Annotated in this window: 15 protein-coding genes and 1 pseudogene; 7 read left to right on the forward strand and 9 right to left on the reverse strand. The window is 43.0% G+C overall.

Translation table 11 applies throughout. The features are described from left to right. Nucleotides 1–498 precede the first annotated feature (498 nt). Nucleotides 499–1,236 (forward strand): EAL domain-containing protein, encoded by a 738-nt coding sequence (locus tag AB4232_RS06145; RefSeq protein ID WP_122047319.1) that lies wholly within the window; start codon nucleotides 499–501, stop codon nucleotides 1,234–1,236. 216 nt (nucleotides 1,237–1,452) lie between these two features. Here the strand turns inward: AB4232_RS06145 and AB4232_RS06150 are convergent, their stop codons facing one another. From AB4232_RS06150 to AB4232_RS06160, 3 genes are read right to left on the reverse strand one after another with little or no spacing between them, the layout of a single operon-like run. Beyond that, entirely contained in the window at nucleotides 1,453–4,518 is a 3,066-nt protein-coding gene (locus AB4232_RS06150; protein ID WP_372086617.1) for an efflux RND transporter permease subunit, read from the reverse strand. Further along, entirely contained in the window at nucleotides 4,515–5,570 is a 1,056-nt protein-coding gene (locus tag AB4232_RS06155) for an efflux RND transporter periplasmic adaptor subunit (protein WP_372086619.1), read from the reverse strand. Before AB4232_RS06155 ends, AB4232_RS06150 begins: the two co-directional genes overlap by 4 nt. After that, complete coding sequence (locus tag AB4232_RS06160) at nucleotides 5,570–6,658, reverse strand: efflux RND transporter periplasmic adaptor subunit (RefSeq protein WP_135381390.1); 1,089 nt, start codon at nucleotides 6,656–6,658, stop codon at nucleotides 5,570–5,572. The genes AB4232_RS06155 and AB4232_RS06160 overlap by 1 nt, the downstream gene beginning before the upstream one ends. A 149-nt stretch (nucleotides 6,659–6,807) precedes the next feature. On the opposite strand from AB4232_RS06160, the gene AB4232_RS06165 reads away from it, so the two are divergent. Further along, nucleotides 6,808–7,539: a TetR/AcrR family transcriptional regulator gene (locus AB4232_RS06165; protein ID WP_371701790.1), complete on the forward strand. Its 732-nt coding sequence runs from the start codon at nucleotides 6,808–6,810 to the stop codon at nucleotides 7,537–7,539. Nucleotides 7,540–7,704: 165 nt separating this feature from the next. Here AB4232_RS06165 and AB4232_RS06170 read toward each other — a convergent pair whose 3' ends face one another. From AB4232_RS06170 to AB4232_RS06180, 3 genes are all read right to left on the reverse strand, one after another. Beyond that, entirely contained in the window at nucleotides 7,705–8,976 is a 1,272-nt protein-coding gene (locus tag AB4232_RS06170; RefSeq protein WP_135381388.1) for a DEAD/DEAH box helicase, read from the reverse strand. A 57-nt stretch (nucleotides 8,977–9,033) separates the two neighbouring features. Continuing rightward, on the reverse strand, nucleotides 9,034–9,645 hold the full coding sequence (locus tag AB4232_RS06175) for an ACP phosphodiesterase (protein ID WP_372086621.1): 612 nt from the start codon (nucleotides 9,643–9,645) through the stop codon (nucleotides 9,034–9,036). A 194-nt stretch (nucleotides 9,646–9,839) separates the two neighbouring features. Continuing rightward, nucleotides 9,840–9,968, reverse strand: coding sequence for a hypothetical protein (locus AB4232_RS06180; RefSeq protein ID WP_017059831.1), 129 nt, complete (start codon nucleotides 9,966–9,968; stop codon nucleotides 9,840–9,842). 447 nt (nucleotides 9,969–10,415) lie between these two features. Here AB4232_RS06180 and AB4232_RS06185 point away from each other — a divergent pair, with 447 nt between their 5' ends. Together AB4232_RS06185 and AB4232_RS06190 are read left to right on the forward strand one after the other, a co-directional pair. Beyond that, nucleotides 10,416–11,639: an aromatic amino acid transport family protein gene (locus AB4232_RS06185; RefSeq protein WP_135381387.1), complete on the forward strand. Its 1,224-nt coding sequence runs from the start codon at nucleotides 10,416–10,418 to the stop codon at nucleotides 11,637–11,639. A 148-nt stretch (nucleotides 11,640–11,787) separates the two neighbouring features. Then, on the forward strand, nucleotides 11,788–13,212 hold the full coding sequence (locus tag AB4232_RS06190; protein WP_135381386.1) for a methyl-accepting chemotaxis protein: 1,425 nt from the start codon (nucleotides 11,788–11,790) through the stop codon (nucleotides 13,210–13,212). Between the two features lie 413 nt (nucleotides 13,213–13,625). Here AB4232_RS06190 and AB4232_RS06195 read toward each other — a convergent pair whose 3' ends face one another. The 3 genes and pseudogenes from AB4232_RS06195 to AB4232_RS06205 form a co-directional block, all read right to left on the reverse strand. Continuing rightward, nucleotides 13,626–14,354, reverse strand: coding sequence for an HAD-IA family hydrolase (locus AB4232_RS06195; RefSeq protein WP_032555040.1), 729 nt, complete (start codon nucleotides 14,352–14,354; stop codon nucleotides 13,626–13,628). 208 nt (nucleotides 14,355–14,562) lie between these two features. Further along, a pseudogene (locus AB4232_RS06200) lies at nucleotides 14,563–16,342 on the reverse strand (HD domain-containing phosphohydrolase). Between the two features lie 60 nt (nucleotides 16,343–16,402). Continuing rightward, nucleotides 16,403–16,897: a hypothetical protein gene (locus AB4232_RS06205; RefSeq protein WP_135381385.1), complete on the reverse strand. Its 495-nt coding sequence runs from the start codon at nucleotides 16,895–16,897 to the stop codon at nucleotides 16,403–16,405. 248 nt (nucleotides 16,898–17,145) lie between these two features. Between AB4232_RS06205 and AB4232_RS06210 the strand changes: the two genes are divergently transcribed. From AB4232_RS06210 to AB4232_RS06220, 3 genes are all read left to right on the forward strand, one after another. Then, nucleotides 17,146–17,622 (forward strand): CreA family protein, encoded by a 477-nt coding sequence (locus AB4232_RS06210; RefSeq protein ID WP_009845193.1) that lies wholly within the window; start codon nucleotides 17,146–17,148, stop codon nucleotides 17,620–17,622. A gap of 143 nt (nucleotides 17,623–17,765) precedes the next feature. Next, nucleotides 17,766–19,070 carry an inosine/guanosine kinase gene (locus AB4232_RS06215; protein ID WP_135381384.1) on the forward strand — a complete coding sequence of 435 codons (1,305 nt, stop codon included), beginning with the start codon at nucleotides 17,766–17,768 and terminating at the stop codon, nucleotides 19,068–19,070. Between the two features lie 294 nt (nucleotides 19,071–19,364). Next, nucleotides 19,365–21,113 (forward strand): formate--tetrahydrofolate ligase, encoded by a 1,749-nt coding sequence (locus AB4232_RS06220; protein ID WP_135381383.1) that lies wholly within the window; start codon nucleotides 19,365–19,367, stop codon nucleotides 21,111–21,113. The last annotated feature ends 157 nt before the right edge of the window (nucleotides 21,114–21,270 follow it).

Below are 21,270 nucleotides of genomic sequence, written 5' to 3' on the forward strand. Positions count from 1 at the left end.
TCTATATTCCACTCATTTATTATCCGGATTCTCCAGTTTACTAATTAATAACTTAACAACCTCAATATTAATTTTGAGAGACAGACATCATTTTTATGTAACCACAAAGATCTATTTATTTTATTATTTTGATACTCCCCCAGAATGCAAACCTTTAACCATATTTATTTTAGGTGTATACGTGTTAAGGCTTTATATTGATAGGGTTGATGTGATACAGGTTACTCAGACATCAAATTCACTGAACCTATTAAACAAGCTAATCAATATATATCCTTGATACATAATGACCTTTATCATCCTGATTTTTCGCTGACTTTAATTATTTAGATGTTACCGTGACAAATTAATTTTTATTAATTGACAATTTATCAACACCTGTCAATATTATGACAACTGTGATGTATATTCTCGTCACTGAATAAACACCTTTTATTAGCGATTATGATTTTATCAGACAGAAATGAATTTATTAGTTGTATATCTGTGGATGCCGATATGCAGTTTATTGCGAAATACCAAGACTTAACACTTACAAGTGTCTACCAACCTATATTTGATTCTTCTTTTACTCAGATAGGCGTAGAGGCTTTGGTTCGTATTTCCAATTGTAAAGGTGATGTCGTTCGCCCAGATCACTTTTTCCATTCAGACGAAACCTCATACACAGACAAAATCAACGTAGAGAGACTGAGCCGAGCCATTCACATCCGTAACTTCGCACAATCGACAGTCCGTCACTTAAACCTTTTTTTGAACGTACTTCCAAACGTTGGTGAGTTGTTTGCATCAGAAAAAGTAAAAGACACTCTGTTAGCTAAACGTCTTCACGAGCTTAACTTATCGTGCGAACAAATCGTCATGGAGTTGGTCGAACTTAATGTAGAGAGTGAAGAACGCTTAAAAAACGCGGCCCACTCACTTGCAGATAATGGTTTTCAAATCGCGGTTGATGACTTTGGAGCACAGGCGTCAACAGAGCAACGTGTTCGCCATATCACTCCTCATATCATCAAAATCGATCGCTCTGTGATGTTGGATTTTGAAAACGGTGATACTCAAAAAATGGAGTTAGTAGTTAAGCTTGCCAACCAAATCGGTGCAAAGACGGTCATCGAAGGGATAGAAACCCAACAGCAACTGACTGCGATGCAAAGTTTAGGCTTCGATATGTATCAAGGCTATCACTTAGCCATGCCAAAGCCGATTGAGTTGGATATCCGCCTAGCAATCTAGAATCTAGCCCCTATTCTCTATTATACCGGAAGCCGCTTTACCATTGGCTAACGACTCTTATAATACCTATCTTTTAAAACGATCCTTGTTAAGGCACGCATTGCTATCGCAACGTCCTCTTAGTTCGGACCTATCTTCGTCTTGTTTTATCAAATCATATCCGTAAAAAAACCCAATCAAGATTGACTGGGCTGGCTTAAAAGAATCTGTTTTATATCAATCCCTAATAACCGCAGTGGACGGTTTGATTCTATATAGAATGGCGAACATCACTGGTACTACTATTAGCGTTAGTACTGTAGCAAAGCCTAAGCCTGCCATGATGGTAATCGCCATCGAGCCGAAAAATGCATCGAATACCAAGGGAATCATGCCCAAGATAGTCGTTAGTGCTGCCATAGATACAGGTCGTACACGACTGATCGCGCTGTCGACAACCGCTAAATATGGGTCTTTACCTGTTTGTAGCTCACTGTTGATCTGGTCAAGCAGTACGATACCGTTCTTCAAAATCATGCCACTTAGACTCAATAGACCTAAGAACGCAGTGAAGCTAAATGGCATATTAGTACCTAACAGACCAATCGAAACGCCAATGATAGAGAGTGGCACCGTAAACCAAATTACAAGTGGCTTACGAACCGAGTTGAACAGAAGCATAGTGATGATAAACATCAACAAATAACCCATTGGCAGTGAACCAAATAGAGATTCTTGTGCATCTTTAGAACTCTCGTACTCACCGCCCCAACTGATGCTGTAACCTTCTGGTAGAGCCAATGCTTCTACTTGTGGTTTTACGCGAGCAAACAAGCTAGCTGGTGTTTCATCACCCAATACATCGTGATCAGCCAGAACCGTTAACGTACGTTTTCTGTCACGACGTTGAATCAGTGGCTCAGACCATTGAAGCTCAACCCCATCGATCACTTGTTCTACAGGAATGTAGGTTTGCAGTGATGGGCTCCAGATCTTCACATTGTTCAGTGATTCAAAGTCAAAACGCTCTTCTTCAGGCAGGCGTGCCACGATAGGTAACATGTGCGTACCATCGCGCAGTAAACCGATGTTGTAGCCACCAAACGCCATCTGTAATGTCTCAGACAGATCCGTCTTTGAAATACCAAGGCGACGTGCCTTTGATTCGTTAAACAGTGGCACGAGCTCTTTGGTGCGTTCACGCCAGTCGTGACGCACATTTCGAGAACCAGGATCCGCCAACAAGATATCTTCTACCTCAACAGCTATGCTGCGAAGGATCTGCGGGTCTGCACCGCTAATACGAGCTTCGATTTTTGACGCTGGCGACGGGCCAAACTCAATCAATTTAAATTGGAACGTAGGTTGTTCAAATTTATTGGCCAAGTCCTTGTCTAGCCCTTCTAGGACTTTAAACATGGTGTCTCGGTCAGTCGTTCGTACCTGCAGTTGACTGTACGCTTCGTAACTTTTCTCGGGTTGGTATGTCAGCGCAAAACGTTGCATGCCTTGGCCAACTGTTGTAGTTACAAACTCAACGTCATCTTGCTGGCGAATGTAGCTTTCAACTTTTTCTGTCTGCTTAATCGTTTCACGTACATCGGTACCTTCCGGCATCCACATATCGACGTAAAACATTGGCGTATTTGATGGCGGGAAGAACTGCTGCTTCACCATACCAAAACCAACCACAGAAACTGCTAATAGCGCGACCATGCTTACTACGGTAAGCCACCTAAATCGAAGTGCTACTTTCAGACACGCGCCGAATACAACGAACAGAATACCTTTGTATGGGTCTTCGTTCTCATCGACCTTGTCTTCTTCTTTCAGCATCATTTCTGCAAGGAACGGAGTCAGCGTTAGCGCTGTAACCCAGCTCAAGAACAATGAAAAACACAAAACCCAGAACAGTGAGCCCATGAATTCACCTGTCGCGTCTTTCGACAAACCGATTGGTGCAAAGGCCGTGATAGCAATAATGGTCGCACCCAATAGTGGCCATTGTGTTTGTGTCACGATGTCCTTCGCTGCTTGAAGTTTAGTCTTGCCTTTCTTCAAGCCAACCAGAATACCTTCAACGACAACAATCGCATTATCCACCAGCATACCGAGAGCGATGATAAGTGCACCCAGTGAGATACGGTGCAGTTCGACATCGTTGTAATCCATCAGGATGAAGGTTCCAAATACCGTCAATAGAAGCACTAGACCGATGATCAAACCACTGCGTAAACCCATTGCAAAAAGCAGTACGATGATAACAATAGCAACGGCTTCAACTAGGCTGATTAAAAAGTCAGCCACTGATTTGTCTACTTCTTGCGCTTGGTTGTAGAAGTAGTTCAGCTCTACACCGGCAGGCTTAATGCTTTCTAAACGATCCAGTTCGGCATCTAACGCGTTACCAATTTCTACTACGTTTACGCCTGAAGAGAACGCAATACCTAGGTTGATCGCTGGTTTGCCGTTGTAAGTCAATACATTGCCCGGTTTTTCTTGGATACCGCGAGTAACCTCAGCGACATCTTTCAAGCGAATCAAATTGCCTGTGTCACGACCATGAATGATTAAGTTTTCTAGCTCTTCAACCGTGCTCAATGTTCCGTTAGGTTTGATTGTAAGGCTTTGGCCATTCAACATTACCTCGCCTGCCGATACCACACTGTTTTGTTGTGCTAACAGTGACGTTACCATCGACATATCTAGGTTTAGCGCCGCTAAACGCTCAAGTGACATCTCAACAAACAATTGCTCTTGTTGGTCACCCGCAATACTTACTTTGCCAACACCGTCAACTAATTCGATTTCACGCGTTAGGTAATCTGCGTACTGTTTTAGCTCGACATAATCGTAACCATCACCGGTCAGCATGATCATCACACCAAATACGTCACCAAAATCATCAATGATCTGAACTGAATTAACACCACTGGGTAGTGTTGGCTGTAGATCGTTGATTTTACGACGCATTTCATCCCAAATTTGGGGCAACTCGTCTGGACCGTAGTCCATCTTCATGCTGACCATAATTTGAGACATACCATTCGACGACGTTGAAGTGATCTTGTCGATATAAGGCAGTTGTCGTATCTCTTTTTCAAGTGGATACGTTAACTCTTCTTCAACTTCCATAGACGTAGCGCCAGGGTAAGTTGAAATAATCATTGCATCTTTAATGGTAAAAGCTGGGTCTTCTAAACGGGATAGGTTGCCAAAAGACGACACACCGCCAATGGCCAAAATGACTAGAAACAGCCAGCTGATTACTTTGTTTTTAATTGAATATTCTGCGATGTTCATTCTGCTTTTCCTGACAATTCGATTCCGTCACGGAGTTTTCTTAGATTCGAGTTTACGAGTCGATCACCTTGCTCAACACCATGAGCGATTAATGCGCCTTGGCCACTGATTTTGTCGACTTCTACTTCGCTTTTGAATGCTTGTCCGTCTTCCATTTTCCACACATAGAACTGATTAGCTTCAGAGCCCGCTTCTAGCGTTGTCATTGGTAACTGGTTACCTTGAACATCACTCAGACCCGCTTTCGCCATATCCACATTGACCGTGACGCTCGTGCCCGGCAGAATTTCACTTTCAGGCTGCTGCATCTGCATCCAAAACTCGTAGGTACGTGATTGTGGGTGCAATTCGCTAGTGTGCTCTAGATACGTCAAAGGATATTCCCCCGAGTGACCTCCAAAAGTTGCTTGGGGGCGGTAACTGCTCGAACGCATGTCTGGGCTGATCGACGCCAAAATAGAATCTGACACTTGAATTCGCACATACACCTTATCGTTCTGGTACACACTCAGGAGTGTTTCTCCAGGAGTCGTGTTTTCGAATCGTTGCTTATCGACGGTTGAAACTGTTCCTGAGAATGGCGCTAAAAGCTCTGTGTAACTTAACTTGCGTTTTGCTGCCGCCAAATTCGCCGATGCTAGTTTGTAGTTAGCCGTCAGTTGGTCGTGTTCTGATTGCGATAACATCTTGCTGCCAAACATCTCCGTACCACGGGCCAACTGTTTGCTCGCCAGTTTGAATTGAGATTTAGCATCAGTTAGATCTTGAAGGTACGTTGCGTTATCTAAGGTGGCTAATAACTGCCCTTTTTCGACTTTGTCACCGGCTTCCACCAATACTTGTTGAATTTCGCCTGCAAGCTTAAATGCCAACGGTGTAAGTTCTGCAGGCATCACCTGTCCATTAAAACTTCTGTACTGATCAGTCAGCGGCGCGCCAACGTCAAAGGTAGAAACCAATAAAGGCGGTTGTTCACGGTGTACAGCTTCATTGTTACAGGCTTGAAGTAACAAAACCGACGCGACAACAACTGATAATTTTAAAAGGTTCATTAAATACCCCCCTCACGAAGCCAAGCTTTTACTTGCTGTCCGTCAGATAACACATCCACACCTGCTTCAACGATAAGATCACCAGAAGAAAGACCTTCTATAACTTTACCTTGCTCATCAAGCAGGACTTGCACTTTAGAAATCGATCGAGAGTCTGGGTTATAGCGCCATAGCTCGCCATGGTCAGCTTGTTTGGTTAGCCAAGCTGAATCAACAATGCCAATACCGTAGTCTGACTTACTCTTCTGAACTTCAACCTGCGCTGTCATTCCAGAAAGTAGATTGATGCCTAACGGCTTGTCGATAGATACAACCGCTTGGTAGCTGTTGGTGTCTTCATCTGGTTGTGTAGAGATCTCTTTAAAACGCGTTGGGATACGAATACCGCGGTGGCTATCCATTACAACCCACATGTTTGAGCTCGTTAGGTCTTGAATAGAACGGTCTTCAAGCTTAGATACCGGAATAGAGAACGTCACATCCATTTCACTGTGATTCAAAATATTAAGAACTGGCTGCTTTTCAGCAATTAACTGATATTGCTTACCAAACACCATCGATACCACGCCATCAAATGGAGCAACTAATGTGGTGTAACCAAGGTTTGTTTTTGCTTGTTCCAACTCAACGTCAGCGGCAGTAAAGGTGTTGACGGCTTGGTCGTAGTAATCGGTACTGACTAACTTTTTCGAATACAGCTCAGAAGCTTGCTTGTATTGGCTGTTCGCCAAGTCAAATTTAGCTTGAGCTGCATCAACGGCAATACGGTAATCCGTCGCGTCTAATACGGCTAGCACCTGACCTTTCTTAACTTCTTGTCCCATACGAACATCGAAAGCTTCGATATCGCCACCCACTTGAAATGAAAGCGCAGCACGGTCGGTTGCATCCACTTTTGCGATAAAACTATCAAGCTCGATATCTGCCTGCAGAGGAATCTCAAATAACTTTACAGGCTTGATTACCTGCTCATTTTCCTCTGACTGAACTTTGTTACATCCAGCTAGAGAGCCTGCGAGCAATAGTGCGGCAATAACCACGCCCGTACGCTTGGTCGGTATCGCTTTGATAGACAAATTGGATTGCATGATGCTTCTCCATCTAATTATTATGATTTATTACACAGGTGGGCAGTATATTTATTATTAAAGAATTCTCAAGCTTTACTTTCCACCTGTGCAGTATTTTTTATTTCAAGGAAAACAGTGTAGAATGTGGTAATCAGGTAAATGTAGAAATGAAGATGACTGAAAAGAAACAAGGCAGAAGAAGCGCGAAAGACGCTGAAGAGACGAGATTTTTGATCATGGGTGTAGCTGCGGATATGTTCTGCGAGCATGGTTATGACAGTGTTTCTCTTCGTAACATCAGTGAGAAAGCAGGCGTATCTCATAGCCTTATTCGCCACCACTTTGGTAGCAAAGAGAAAATTTGGCATGCTATAAGTGATTGTTTACATGATTATTTTCAGTCATACATTGCTAAAATCGTAGAAGAGTTACCAAAAGGCGTCGCACCAAACATTGCTATCTATTTATTCAGTATGCGCCTCTTTAGCAACATGATTCACTCACGCAAACCTATGCAACTTATCACCGACTCTGTTCGCCAAAAAGACAACTTGGTCGATTACTTTATCGACAATGTTGGTGATATCGAAAAACAAATTAATATGTTGGCAGATGAATATAATGATGCGAATCCAGATAATTTGATCAACATTTATGAAATTAAATGGCAAATGATCATGTATGCGCACGGAGCGGTATGCCTTACTCCTTTCATGGAAAGCACATGGAATGAAGGCGACATGCAATCGACACCTGAAGAAGCATTGTTAAATCATTGGCAATTGTTCAACAAGCAAATGATCAGCACCTTCAATATCACTGATGAATGGGTATTGAATACAAGTTCGATTGAAGAACTTATTTATGAAGTCCCTTGTGTGTGGAAATGTGAACACTAGCAAAACAAACACTAAAATCGCGGCTTCAAGTTTCACGCTTAATGCTTAATGCTTAATGCTTAAAACGAAAACGAAAATGCCCCGCTACTGAATATATCAGTAGCGGGGCATTTTTATGTCTGAGTGAGTCTGCTTATGTTTTAAACGATTCAACCAGTAGCAGGTTTAGCGACGCGCTTTACCGCGATTTTGATGAATCTTAAGTTTCGCTTTCATCTTACGTTTTTCTGATGAACGACTTTTACTGCGACCACCTCGATCGGGGGCTATATCTTTTTCTAGGCTTGGTTCAAAACCCTCTAGCCACTCTTGAGGCAAGCGAGTATCAAGTAAGCGTTCAATGTCACCCAGAAGATAAGCTTCATCCTGGCTCATCAAAGAGATCGCTAAACCACTATTGCCAGCACGGCCAGTACGACCAATACGGTGAACGTAGTCTTCCGCTTTAAATGGCATATCGTAATTGACAACTTGTTCTAGCTGCTGGATATCAATACCTCGAGCTGCCACGTCGGTTGCAATTAGCGCGCGTACTTTGCCTGATTTGAAATCATCCAGTGCTTTTTGGCGCGCACCTTGGCTCTTATCACCATTGATTGATGCCGCTTTAATGCCATCTAGCTTAAGCTCTTTAACTAGAGCATCGGTACCCTGCTTAGTCTTAGTGAACACCAACACTTGTTGCCAGTTCTTTGAGCCAATCAAATAAGCCAATAATTCACTCTTGCGCGATCTATCAACGGGATAAACCATCTGGGTAACGGTGTCAGCGGTACTGTTTTTTGGCGTCACTTGAATTTCGCTTGGCGACTGCATCATCCGATGTGCCAGAGCTTTAATTTTGTTATCAAACGTCGCAGAGAAGAACAGAGTCTGTCGCACCTCATTCATACGAGAAAGAATGCGTTTGATATCAGGCATGAAACCCATATCTAGCATGCGGTCTGCTTCATCCAGTACCAACACTTCAGTGTGGCTCAACATGATGTTCTTAGTGAACATATGGTCGATAAGACGGCCAGGAGTCGCGACAAGAATATCAGCTCCCCCGCGTAGGTTTTCAGTTTGAACCTTCATACTAACGCCGCCGTAAGCCACCACGACTTTGATGTCGGTGCCCTTTGCGTAGCTGGTTACGTTATCGAAAACCTGTTGCGCTAGTTCACGTGTTGGTACCAACACAAGCGCACGAACTAGCTTCGGGTTTGGAATAACGTTATCTTTTGTCTCGATTAATCTTTGGATAATGGGCAAACCAAATGCGGCCGTTTTACCTGTACCCGTTTGAGCACCAGCCAATACATCTTTGCCTTCTAATACCAATGGAATCGCTTGCTCTTGAACACTGGTAGGAGCCGTAAAGTTAAGCTCTGATAGCGTAGCAAGAAGATGCTCAGATAATCCTAGTTGGTTAAAAGATTTTGTAGATTCAGACATAGTATGATGCTCAAAGATTAAATAGGCGCGGATTGTAGCAAACCTGCATTACGCTGTTTACCTTTCCTTTTGATTTTTCTTCATTTGAAGCGAATTAAACTGCTTCGCTTCTTCTAAAACACTAGGATAAAGCTCATAAAAGTGACACTGCAACGTGTTGTAGTGATACTCTAGGTCGTGATAGCAAGATTTAAGCATCCCAAGCTTTGGCCGTCTCAAAGCCATGCGTTGCAATACCACCTCAATGGAAGACATGTCTTGATAACTTAGCAACCAACGTTGTTCTGCCATTTTCTGGTGAACAGTAATGAAGTGCTCAGGCCAATGAGGCTCTTGGTGTTCAAAGATCTGTTGATGGCTGTCTACGCAAAAGCGCTCAAGTGATTGCGTTGAGAACTGAGCCCAATGATTGGCTAAGCAGTGATCCCAAAATACATCGAGTGCGATAGGTGCAAAGCGTCGTGTTTGGTGTGAGAAAAGCGATTTTGCAGAACGAGACACATCATGATGATCAGTATAGCTATCAACGAATCGATGAAGTCTTATTCCGTCTGAAAGTGAGTTTGAATAGTATTTACTAGGGTCGCCTTTAACGAAGTCACCTAACAGATTACCCGCTAAGTTACTTTTACAATGCTTGGCGATGTGGAGGTGTGCGAGAAAGTTCATTGAACCTCATTAAAGTATCGAGAACTAAGTAACATGGTAAACGTACTCGTTTATCTTCGCGAACTTTAATGAGGATAGTTTTGTTATGACGTGTGAGCGAATGAAATTTGCTCAGTTTAAGAATTGTTTAATTTGAGAACGTTGAACTACAGAAACCTTTAGTTCAGTAAAACCTAATTAAAGATCTTAAAAACTTAGTTCGAAGACTTGAAAAGCTCTTCTGCTAATTGTTTAACCGTCTGTTCATAGTCAGATAAATCGATACCAATTTCCATAGCATCTAACAACTCTAGACTTTCGTCATTATAAGATTGGTCACTCATAGTGCCCCCTCTATTCCTTGATGTGGACATGTTGTCCGATTAACTAGTGCACCATCCTGGACTTATATTATGTCACTTTGATGAACGCACTCTACTCTACCCATTCCATATTTATAGCTTGAAGCTACTCGCGATCATTAACGCTTGTTTACGCTAAAGGGGCATACGCGAACGACATATGTACTGTCACCTTACACCAATTACAACAAATTACCCTATAAATTTTGATGCAAATCACACTCAAACGTTTGCTTAAGCATTTTTAGTTCCTTACGCACCAACTGCTGTACATATTTATATACAGTGGATATTTTTAATTACATTAAACATTGCATTTGGAATTAAACTCAATCAAGATACTTGAAAATCGAGATATTCTTTGGGTTTATTCTCTTAGACCAGAAGAAACACAACGAAAACCCACCCTAACGTAAAGAATTATATACAATGAATAAATCAAAGGTTTTTGGCAGTACTTTGATCATTGCAGGCACAACCATTGGTGCCGGCATGCTCGCTCTTCCACTCGCATCTGCAGGAATTGGCTTTTCAACTTCACTATTTCTAATGCTTGGCTTATGGGCTCTCATGGCCTTCACCGCATTATTAATGGTAGAGCTTCATCAATTCGCTGAATCGGACGCAACTCTACACACGTTAGCTCACACGATTTTGGGAACGAAAGGAAAGTGGATCGCAAGCTTCGCCGTGATGTTTCTTTTCTACGCTTTGTGTGCCGCATACATTGCAGGTGGCGGAGCGCAGTTTAACCAACGTATATCGGATATTGCAGGCATTGAACTCAATGGCCAAGTCACTACACTCCTATTTACACTGTTAGTTGCGGGAGTTGTTACGATTGGTACACACAGTGTTGATAAAGTTAACCGCGTTTTATTCGGACTTAAACTGATTGCGATGGTACTGGTACTCAGTTTCCTTGCACCAAACATCAGCTCTCAATACCTAATGAGCATGCCTTTGCATCAAGGCCTGATTGTTGCTGCGATACCGGTTGTGTTTACCTCTTTTGGTTTCCACGGCAGCATCCCTTCAATTGTTCGATACCTGGATGGTGACGTTCGCTCTTTACGTAAGGTCATGATTATTGGCTCTGCACTGCCTTTGGTCATCTATGTTTTCTGGCAGAGTGTTACGTTGGGTGTGGTTAGCCAAGAGCAATTATTGTCTGATACTAGCTTGGGTGCGCTTCTGATCTCACTATCGCAAACTGTTCATCAATCAAACTTAAGCTTGATCGTGGGTGTCTTTGCTGACCTTGCACTTCTTACTTCTTTTATTGGCGTGAGCTTGGGGTTATTTGAATTCATGGGGGACTCTCTAAGCAAGAAACTAGGCAATGCCAAACGCGTTAAGACGGCCGCTATCACTTTTTTACCACCATTAGGTTTTGCCTTGTTCTACCCACAAGGTTTTATCATGGCTTTGGGTTACGCTGCCATTGCACTTTCAGTGCTCGCAATTCTGCTACCGACAGTAATGGTATACAAAGTTCGTTACACAGATTTATTAGTAAAACCTCACGCTACAGAATCAACTTACCAAGTGTTAGGCGGAAGCAAAGCGCTGTTTTTAGCGGGTAGCGTTGGCGTGTTTATCATTGCAGTTCAAATCCTTATTTCAGTAGGGTTATTACCATCATTAGGCTAATAAACCCATCGAGAGCAAAAATACTTGATTGATGTCTCATGAACGATATATTGCTATCATTAATTTTCATAATTAATCGATCGGAATCACATTTTTATTGAGGTCGGTTATTTAGAGTCCACGGTAAAGGATTTACCGTGGAGTTTTTATGAAAGAAGTACAATTTAGAACGATAGACAAACTGTTTATTAAAATGTCGATTAACGACAAGTTTTGGGTCATTTTCTTGATCTTTTTTGCCGCTGTGGCAAGCCTCGCTGGCCTCAACTACGTCAACAATATGGAACAAATTGACGCGAGTGCAAAACAGCAGGTTGAATATCAGTTGCAAGGCATTTTATCAGCGTCAGATTCCCCAGCTTCGGTTCGTTCTGTTAGCCAACAAACACGCCTTCAAGAAACCACTATTTCAAACACGGGTTCGGTGACTGCTACGGCACTGGCACAAGATGGCAACTACTACTCTCTTACCGTTTCAACTACTGATACAAAGAACCAAAAGCAGCAAGCTCTGTACACATTATTACTCAGTCTTTTATGGTGTTTGCCTTTTGGTCTTTTCTGTTACTGGGTTGCAACCTTCCTAGGTGGCGCACTTTGGGTTCTTTACTCAACCACTCAAAAGATTGGTGATGGTGATTTAACATCTCGCCTTGGCTTCCATCCGGGCCGAGATGAGTTTGGTACGATTGGTTGCGCCCTTGACCGTTCAATGGATACGCTAAGTGAACTAGTCAATAACGTAAACCAAAACGCAGCGACACTGAGTGAAACGTCAGCTTCTTTCGAAAAAGAGATGAAGCGCAGTGAAACACAGATTATGAGCCAGAATTCATCTCTAGACTCTGTTGCAACGGCGATGGATCAAATGACGGCATCAGCGAATGAAGTATCTAATATCTCAGCGCGCTCTACAGAGCAAGCAGAGCAAGATGCTCAACAAATCAATGATAGCCATGCTATGGTTCAGCAAGCAATCTCAGAGATAACCACCCTTTCTTCTTTGATTGAGCAAACCTCGTCTTCTGTTACGAGCTTGAATGTAAATACAAGCCAAATCAACGAAGTCATCACCACGATCAACGCAATTTCTGAGCAAACCAACTTACTTGCGCTAAATGCCGCGATTGAAGCAGCTCGTGCGGGTGAACAAGGTCGTGGTTTCGCCGTTGTTGCTGATGAAGTGAGAACACTTGCTAGCAGAACTCAATCCGCTACGGTTGAGATCCAAACGATGATTGAACGCTTACAGCAAGAGAGTCAAAATATTGCTAAGATCACGGTGCAAACGGTTGATCAAGCGCAAACCAGTAGCCAACTCATTTCACATATCGGTGATGACGTAAACTCGATTGCAGATTCCGCACAAGCGCTAATGGACATGAGTCTACAAATAGCAACGTCAGCTGATGAACAAAGCAACGTAGCGAATACCATCGCTGCTGAGCTTAATGATATACGAGGCCAATCAGACGTAATCAAAGATGTCGCTCAAAACTCTTCAAAGGGCGTATCTAAGCTGACTGAAGCATCGGTTTCTCTGTCTCAAACTTTGGCAAGATACCGCACTTAGCACTTAGCAAATAGCTATCAGCTATTTGCACTTAATGCTCAGAATTAAGAACAAACCTAAAAAGGACTCATATAGAGTCCTTTTTTATTGGTGTCGATTAATAACCATGGTAAATCCATACTCCTCAGTTATTAACATGAAGTAAGTCGCAAAGGAGGGATTAAGAGGAGCCAAAACTGTCTAATAATCGAGCTTAGGGGTAATCTATTTGAACGGGTCTTATTTTCGCTTACCCTTTTGCTGCAGGTGACACATAATGAATAAAACAGATGCACCATACACCGACGACATCACATGCCCTTTATGCCAACATGACGAATATCTACTTTCAGAAAGTGGAGAGAAGTTCACTTGTGCTGCATGTGGTTTCCACACAACACAATTAAGCAAAGTAGTCAGCCTTCAATTAGGCTCTACCCCACCAAAGCTCCAGAGTGCGGTATACCACCACTTGAGCAGCGCTTGCCATTAATCCAAATCGATATTTCTTCCAAACTGTAAATATCCTGAGCCGCTAGCTCTGCTATGTCGGCTTCGGTATTATCACTCAATGAACCTTCAAACGTTGGTCGCAATCTAAAAGATTGAATACCCGCACGAACCCCTGCTTCAATGCCTTTCACCGTGTCATCAACATAAATACATTCGTTTGGTAAAAAGCCCATATTCATTGCGGTATACATGATCAGGTCGGGCTCCGGTTTCCAGCTATTGGCATCAAAAGCTGAAAATACTTTGCCTTTGAAGTCGTCGAGCATTCCTGTCATTGCCAATGAAGATTCAACTCGAGATTTAGGCGCATTGGAAGCGATACAAAACTCAATGTCTTGTTGCTTGAGGAATTCAATAAGCTCAATAGCACCATCCATCGGCTTTAAATGGCGTTGGAACAAGGCTTCTAATTCAGTGCGATAAATCGGCTCGAGTGTATCGATGGAGATGGATAGCCCTAAACGTGCTTGCGTATCCATTAAGATGTCAGCTAGCTTCCCACCTTGAAAGTGCACATAGCAGTCATTAACGCTTAACTTAGCCCCAAAGCCAGAAAACACATTCACTAAGGCTTGGCAACACAGCTTCTCGCTATCGATGAGTGTTCCATCACAATCGAAAATTACACATTTAGTTTGTTCTAACCGCATAGCTCTCTCACTCGCATTGAATTCAAGTTTTATCCTATAGTGTTCTTTCAATACGCGTGATGATTAAGGTAACACTTTACCTATCGCCCCTTATTTCTCTACGCGAAATATGCAGTGGATCACTTTATGCCTAACCATAAGCAACAGCACTCATTAAATTAATATACTTTGAGCGTCACCAATCACGACTTTATTTGCCAATAAACCGTTAATTCACGGCCAATTCTTCAATAACAATAGGTTTATCCGTTAATTCAATGCGACATTCAGCGGTGATGGTATCTGGATACGAATCACGAATAGCAACAAACTCGGGTAAGTGGCTCAGTAGTAACTGAGTAAGCTCAGGGTCGAACTGACAGCCGCATTCTCTCTCGAACAAATCGATAACCATCTCTAATGGCCACGGCTCTTTGTAACAACGGGCACTGAGTAGTGCATCAAACACATCGGCGACGGCAGTAATACGGGCAAACAAGTGAATGTCGTCACCCACTTTGCCATTAGGATATCCAGCCCCATCCCAACGTTCATGATGCTCGTTGGCAATGATAGCAGCCAGATTGGTAATATCACCGGCTCCACTCTTCAATAAGTTATAGCCTGCCGTTGTGTGAAGCTTCATCACTTCCCACTCTTGCTCGGTCAATTTACCTGGTTTATCCAAGATTGATTCTGGGACTGATGATCTCTATCATCTCGACCTCGCGATGGCTCAAGCCACGATACTTAGCAAGCAACGCAGACAACTTGGCGACACGCTTAACGTGATTACCGGTTTCGCCAGAGCGAGTTTCAATCGCCTCTCCGAGAACATGAATCATATCTTTTTGAATATTCAGTGTTTGTTTCTGGAGTTTTAAGATTCGTTTGCTCTTTTTAGCCAGTTCTTTCTTTTGGCGTAGAGTGACAAATTGCATCAAAATAATCAGGCTCAAACCTGCAATGACCATCGACAATCCCAATAGCAACTGAAAGTTTTTACGAATAAAGGATGAAGGCTCATTAATGAATACAGCCTCATCAGGTAGCGCACTCTCACGGATACCGAACTTTGTCATCGCTGGATAATTGAAAACAAAACGTTTGTTATCACCTGGAGTTAAAGGTTCGTCGAAACCAAGAGGTAGGTACTTATCGAGCGCCTTAACCGTCTCTTCACCCATGCTTTGAGAGTGATTCACATAGCCACCAAGTACATCTCCCGAAATATAGAACTGCCACAAAGCAAACACTGGAGCAGTACTTGCTTTAGACAAAGTATCCGAAACCTCTTGATAAGTATGATACACGCCTCGATTCAATTCGGTATTGTAATGACTGAGCAAAACCGCGTCATCAGCAGAGATACCTTCCAAAAACTGACGGGTACGCACTAACGATAGATCGCGTATTTCAACCAATGCGATATTAGGGAACTCAGTCATCACGCGATTCATCTCTTTGCGAATTAACTCAGAAGTGACACTGTAATCATTAATGAAATACAGTGTTTTTAGGTTAGGCCTTAATTTCGAAATTAGATCAATATTGACGTCTATCTGATCGTTCTCATAAAGCACGGTTGCTCTATCAGACACCGAATACATGTCGGTACTGAAATCGTTAATACCGGCAGCAACGACAGGTGTGGAGCGATCAATCAAATTAGGCAGAGATTCAAGGAAGTTAGCCGCGTTGTCGTCAGTCGCGATTACACCATCAAACTTATAATCTGCATATTTGGTACGTAAGTAGTTCGCGATAGAATCGTAGTACTCAGGGCTATGGACGCGCTTTGAATCCAAATACTCGATTGAGAGTTTAACTTCGGCTTGAGATTGGCTGAACGCACTGTCTATCCCTTTTTGGAAGTCAGCGGTCCACTGATAAGAAGGTTCGTATGAGTGTAAAACTAGGATGCGTTTGATACCCCAGTCATTAGCAAAACTGAGTGAAGAATAAGCGCTAACACACAATACAGCGATTGAGAACAATAGCTTGTACATACAATACCCTTTAAATAAGACGGGGTATTTTACTTAGATTAACGCTTTCTCAAAGAACCTTTAGTTCTCGACCCACACTTTATCGCGAGAAGCATGATCTTGTGCCCAAAAATCAAGGATCTGCTTAGCAAAAGCGTTGATACTTTGACCACTTCCAACCACAACGTCTGAGATTAGCAGAGAATCCTCCGCTTCTGTAACGATAGCGCTCGCTGTAACATCACCATTTTGAGTCCCTATGTATAAGACATGTTCGTCAGATAACATAATCTGACTCAAAAACTCTAACATGTGCGCCCTTTCGGTTTCATCTTGGTAAGCGCTGGCTTGGTTAAGTGAAAAAAGTACGGTCAGTTTATGGAAGTCGACTTTATGCAGTTCATCAATTTGGGAAGGTGTTTGATCTTGGGTGAGGAGTTGGTATGTCTTGGACGGGAGTTTGCTTTGATAAAGTTCTCGGCCTAGCAGGCTCTCTTTTGCGGGGTAGGCAATATCGAGTTGACTAAACAGCCATTGGTTTTTCTTCTGTACAATTTCAGGTATTTCGTTATTCATTCTTTTAGTACCTACGGTTAGTATCCCCAAATGTCACAGCTATTTGGAAGACATATATTCGACTGAGGTGCCGAGCTACAAGCACAGAGCATACAGAGCATGACCAAGGCCAACAAGTACTTTAAATGCTTCATATTTTCCATTATCCAACAACATCCTTTAAGAACTTAACGAAAAGCTCTACACTCGTATTCAAGCTTTCAATATCCTTATAGTAAACAGAACTCTATAAATAAAAAGGACTTCTTATGAAAAAAGCCTTAATAGCAGCGGGTATCATCACAATGTTGGCTGGCTGTTCGGACAACGAGGTTGGCGACGTCTCTCTTGGATTCTTCACAATGAAGGATATCAAAATGTCTTCTTTAGATGATGATAAAATCGCAGGTGTGACTTGTCATATCGCTTCAATCGAAGCAAACCTCAGCCTTTCCGATCCAAGCGATAGCTCTATCTCTTGTCGTCAAACCGGTGAAATTACATCAGAAATGATTGCTAAAATAGACAAAAGCAAATCTGGTGAAGTGGTATTCAAACAATCAAAAAGTATCTTCTTTAAAACAATGAAGGTTCGTCGTATCTACGATGCAGAGAACCAATCACTGCTTTACTTATCATACACCACCAAAGAAACAGAAGGCAGTTTCAAGCATAGCCTTTCAACCGTTCCGCTCTGGGGTACTGAGGCTTACGTTGATCCAGCAACACTCGTCCCTGCGGAATAGGCTCACGTAAATGCCCTCAAGCGAAAAGTAAAACGAGTCACCTGTACAGACATCGTACAGGTGATTCTAAATGTAATAAAAATGAAAGAATCAGAAAAAAAATGTGATATCATGCGGCAAAATTTTTTCACTGTATTTTTCATATGAAGTTTCCTGGACAGCGTAAATCTAAACACTACTTTCCAACTCACGCACGTGATCCGTTGGTCAACCAAATGCAACAAACGCCTAAGCTTCACCGCGCAACAATTGTCGGTGTTGGTCAAACGATTGTTGATATCGAAGCCCGTGTTGATAACGCGTTCCTTGAAAAATATGAGCTGAGTAAAGGTCACTCACTGGTATTGGAAGAGAGTAAAGCAGATGCGCTGTACGAAGAGTTAGTTGAGCGCGGTTTGATCACGCATCAATACCCTGGCGATACTATCGGCAACACACTGCACAACTATTCAGTACTTGCAGACAGTAAATCTGTATTGCTCGGTGTTATGTCTAAGAAGATTGAAGTTGGCTCATTTGGTTATCGTTACCTTTGCCGCACTTCTTCTCGTATGAATCTAAATCACCTTCAAACGGTTGATGGTCCTATTGGTCGTTGCTATACGCTTATTTCTGAAGATGGTGAACGTACGTTTGCAATCAACGAAGGCCACATGAACCAACTGCTTCCTGAAAGCGTTCCTGAAAAAGTATTCGAGAAAGCATCAGCATTGGTTGTGTCGTCATACCTAATGCGCGGCAAACCTGAAGACCCGATGCCAAAAGCGGTACAAAAAGCGATTGAATACGCGAAAGCGCACAATGTGCCAGTTGTACTAACACTTGGTACTAAGTACGTGATCGAAGGTAACGCTGAATGGTGGCAAGAATACCTGAAAGAGAACGTAACCATCGTCGCGATGAACGAAGATGAAGGTGAAGCATTAACGGGTGAAAAAGATCCTCTATTGGCTGCGAACAAAGCTCTTGAGTGGGTTGACCTAGTTCTCTGCACAGCAGGCCCTGTCGGCTTATACATGGCAGGCTACACTGACGAACCAGCGAAACGCGAAACAACGCTTCCGTTACTGCCGGGTAACATTCCTGAATTTAACAAATACGAATTCAGCCGTGCGATGCGTAAGCAAGACTGTAAAGACCCAGTAAAAGTGTACTCTCACATTGGCCCTTACTTAGGCGGCCCACTTGAGATTAAGAACACCAACGGTGCTGGTGATGGTGCACTTTCAGCACTACTTCACGACATGGCAGCAAACAGCTACCACCACGTGAATGTTCCAAACTCAGAAAAGCACGAGCACTCGTGTCTAACGTATTCTTCTCTGTCTCAAATTTGTAAGTACGCAAACCGTGTAAGCTATGAAGTGTTGACTCAGCACTCTCCTCGCCTTTCTCGTGCACTACCGGAACGCGAAGATAGCTTAGAAGAAACATACTGGGATCGTTAATCGACCACATTAAGTAGTTAACTCTTAGAGGTTAACGCCAAGCTAGATTACCCATTCCTTGAAGGGCTGCTATATGCAGCCCTTTTTGTATTCAACACCAATATAGCCGCAACTGAAGGTAATCAGATCGAATATTTTGCTCGTTTAAGATTTGATCTCGCGCAATGACTCTTTAGATCTGTTATCTTCCAGCACATAATTGATGTGGTTTGCCTTTACTTGGCAAATTTATACAGTACTATCGCCACGCAAACGTTTACGTACCACCTTTCGGTTCTGATATAAGGATCAAATATGCTGTCTGATATTGATATTTGTCGCTCTACTCCCCTTAAAAACATCAGTGAAGTTGCCAAGCAAGCTGGCCTGCACCACAACGAACATCAGCCATTAGGGCAATACAAATCTAAAGTGTCTCTCACATCACTTGAACGCCTCGCTAGCCAACAAGATGGTAAATTAGTCGTGGTTACGGCCATAACACCGACGCCTCTTGGTGAGGGCAAAACCGTCACCACTATCGGACTAGCACAAGGTCTAGCAAAGATTAACCAATCCGCTATGGCCTGCATTCGCCAACCTTCAATGGGCCCGGTATTTGGTGTAAAAGGTGGTGCAGCTGGCGGTGGCTATTCACAAGTTGCCCCAATGGAGCAATTGAACCTTCACCTGACTGGCGACATTCATGCCGTAACAGTCGCTCATAACCTCGCCTCTGCCGCTATTGACGCTCGTTTGTATCATGAGCAACGTGAAGGCTTAGAAGCCTTTGAGGCTCGCTCAGGCTTAAAAGCTCTGGATATCGACCCACGCAGAATCGTGTGGCGACGTGTACTTGACCACAATGACCGCGCACTGCGTATGATCACGGTTGGCAAGAACGAAGCAGACAAAACAATTAATGGCTTTGAGCGCGAGGATGGCTTTGACATCTCAGCCGCTTCAGAGCTGATGGCTATTCTTGCTTTAACTGATGACCTTCAAGATTTAAGAAAGCGCATCGGGCGAGTGGTACTCGCATACAACAACCAAGGCTTGCCATTAACCGCAGATGACTTCAACGTAGCAGGTGCTATGACCGTCACAATGAAAGACTCCATAGAGCCAACATTGATGCAAACCCTTGAAGGGATTCCTACCCTAATTCACGCAGGGCCTTTCGCTAACATCGCACACGGTAACTCTTCTATTATTGCCGATAAGATTGCGTTAAAGCTGAGTGATTTTGTTGTGACTGAAGGCGGTTTCGGCTCCGACATGGGCTTTGAGAAAGCGTGCAACATCAAAGTGAAAGCATCGAACAAAAAGCCAGATTGTGCAGTTATTGTCGCAACATTACGTGGTCTAAAAGCCAACTCAGGTTTATACGATTTGAGACCGGGAACTCCGTTACCTGATTCAATCTTTAATGATGACCAAGACGCGCTTATTGCAGGGTTTGAGAACCTTAAATGGCACATCAACAACGTTAAGCAATACCAAGTGCCTACAGTTGTTGCGATCAATCGATTTCCACAAGACTCAGTTCAAGAGCTCGATGCTTTGAAACAGATGATCACCGATTTCGACCCAAGCGTTAGCGTTGAAGTAAGCGAAGCATTTGGTCAGGGTGGCGAAGGGGCGACTAAATTGGCTCACGCCGTAGTAAAAGCTTGCCAAAAACAGTGTGAATTTAAGCCTTTGTATCACTCAAAGCAAAGCCTAGAAGAAAAGCTGATGGCCGTCGCTGAAGTTGGCTATGGCGCAGCAAGTATCTCGCTATCACCACTGGCTAAAAAACAGTTGGCGGAGTTTAGACAACACGGCTACAGCGACCTATCGGTTTGTTTGGCAAAAACTCCACTGTCAATCTCCACTGAAGCGCACATAAAAGGTGCACCATCTCAGTTTGACGTACCCGTTAGGGAGCTAAAACTGTGCGCTGGTGCTGGCTTTATTTACGCGCTGTGCGGCAATGTAATGACCATGCCAGGCCTACCTGATAAACCGGCTTTTATGTCGTTGGACATTGATAGCAAAGGAAACATCGTTGGCTTAAGTTAATTACGACAACACATAGGCTAAAAATTAGCTTTATCTAGAATAACCTGTCCGTACTATGCTCCCCATTATATTTACGGACAGGTCTCCTTTCTGGTACCTAATTGCTCAATTAACACTCCAAATGCAATAAATTTCATTGAAACCAAAATAATATGCA

This window comes from Vibrio sp. 10N.286.46.A8, assembly GCF_041470165.1.
In the GTDB taxonomy this organism is placed as follows: domain Bacteria; phylum Pseudomonadota; class Gammaproteobacteria; order Enterobacterales; family Vibrionaceae; genus Vibrio; species Vibrio tasmaniensis_A.

Bases quoted from the DNA above. Each gene is read 5' to 3' on its own strand.
- AB4232_RS06175 (WP_372086621.1), bottom strand. From the start codon at position 9,645: ATGAACTTTCTCGCACACCTCCACATCGCCAAGCATTGTAAAAGTAAC.
- AB4232_RS06150 (WP_372086617.1), bottom strand. From the start codon at position 4,518: ATGAACATCGCAGAATATTCAATTAAAAACAAAGTAATCAGCTGGCTG.
- AB4232_RS06165 (WP_371701790.1), top strand. From the start codon at position 6,808: ATGAAGATGACTGAAAAGAAACAAGGCAGAAGAAGCGCGAAAGACGCT.
- AB4232_RS06145 (WP_122047319.1), top strand. From the start codon at position 499: ATGCAGTTTATTGCGAAATACCAAGACTTAACACTTACAAGTGTCTAC.
- AB4232_RS06185 (WP_135381387.1), top strand. From the start codon at position 10,416: ATGAATAAATCAAAGGTTTTTGGCAGTACTTTGATCATTGCAGGCACA.
- AB4232_RS06195 (WP_032555040.1), bottom strand. From the start codon at position 14,354: ATGCGGTTAGAACAAACTAAATGTGTAATTTTCGATTGTGATGGAACA.
- AB4232_RS06180 (WP_017059831.1), bottom strand. From the start codon at position 9,968: ATGAGTGACCAATCTTATAATGACGAAAGTCTAGAGTTGTTAGATGCT.
- AB4232_RS06155 (WP_372086619.1), bottom strand. From the start codon at position 5,570: ATGAACCTTTTAAAATTATCAGTTGTTGTCGCGTCGGTTTTGTTACTT.
- AB4232_RS06170 (WP_135381388.1), bottom strand. From the start codon at position 8,976: ATGTCTGAATCTACAAAATCTTTTAACCAACTAGGATTATCTGAGCAT.
- AB4232_RS06205 (WP_135381385.1), bottom strand. From the start codon at position 16,897: ATGAATAACGAAATACCTGAAATTGTACAGAAGAAAAACCAATGGCTG.
- AB4232_RS06210 (WP_009845193.1), top strand. From the start codon at position 17,146: ATGAAAAAAGCCTTAATAGCAGCGGGTATCATCACAATGTTGGCTGGC.
- AB4232_RS06220 (WP_135381383.1), top strand. From the start codon at position 19,365: ATGCTGTCTGATATTGATATTTGTCGCTCTACTCCCCTTAAAAACATC.
- AB4232_RS06160 (WP_135381390.1), bottom strand. From the start codon at position 6,658: ATGCAATCCAATTTGTCTATCAAAGCGATACCGACCAAGCGTACGGGC.
- AB4232_RS06190 (WP_135381386.1), top strand. From the start codon at position 11,788: ATGAAAGAAGTACAATTTAGAACGATAGACAAACTGTTTATTAAAATG.
- AB4232_RS06215 (WP_135381384.1), top strand. From the start codon at position 17,766: ATGAAGTTTCCTGGACAGCGTAAATCTAAACACTACTTTCCAACTCAC.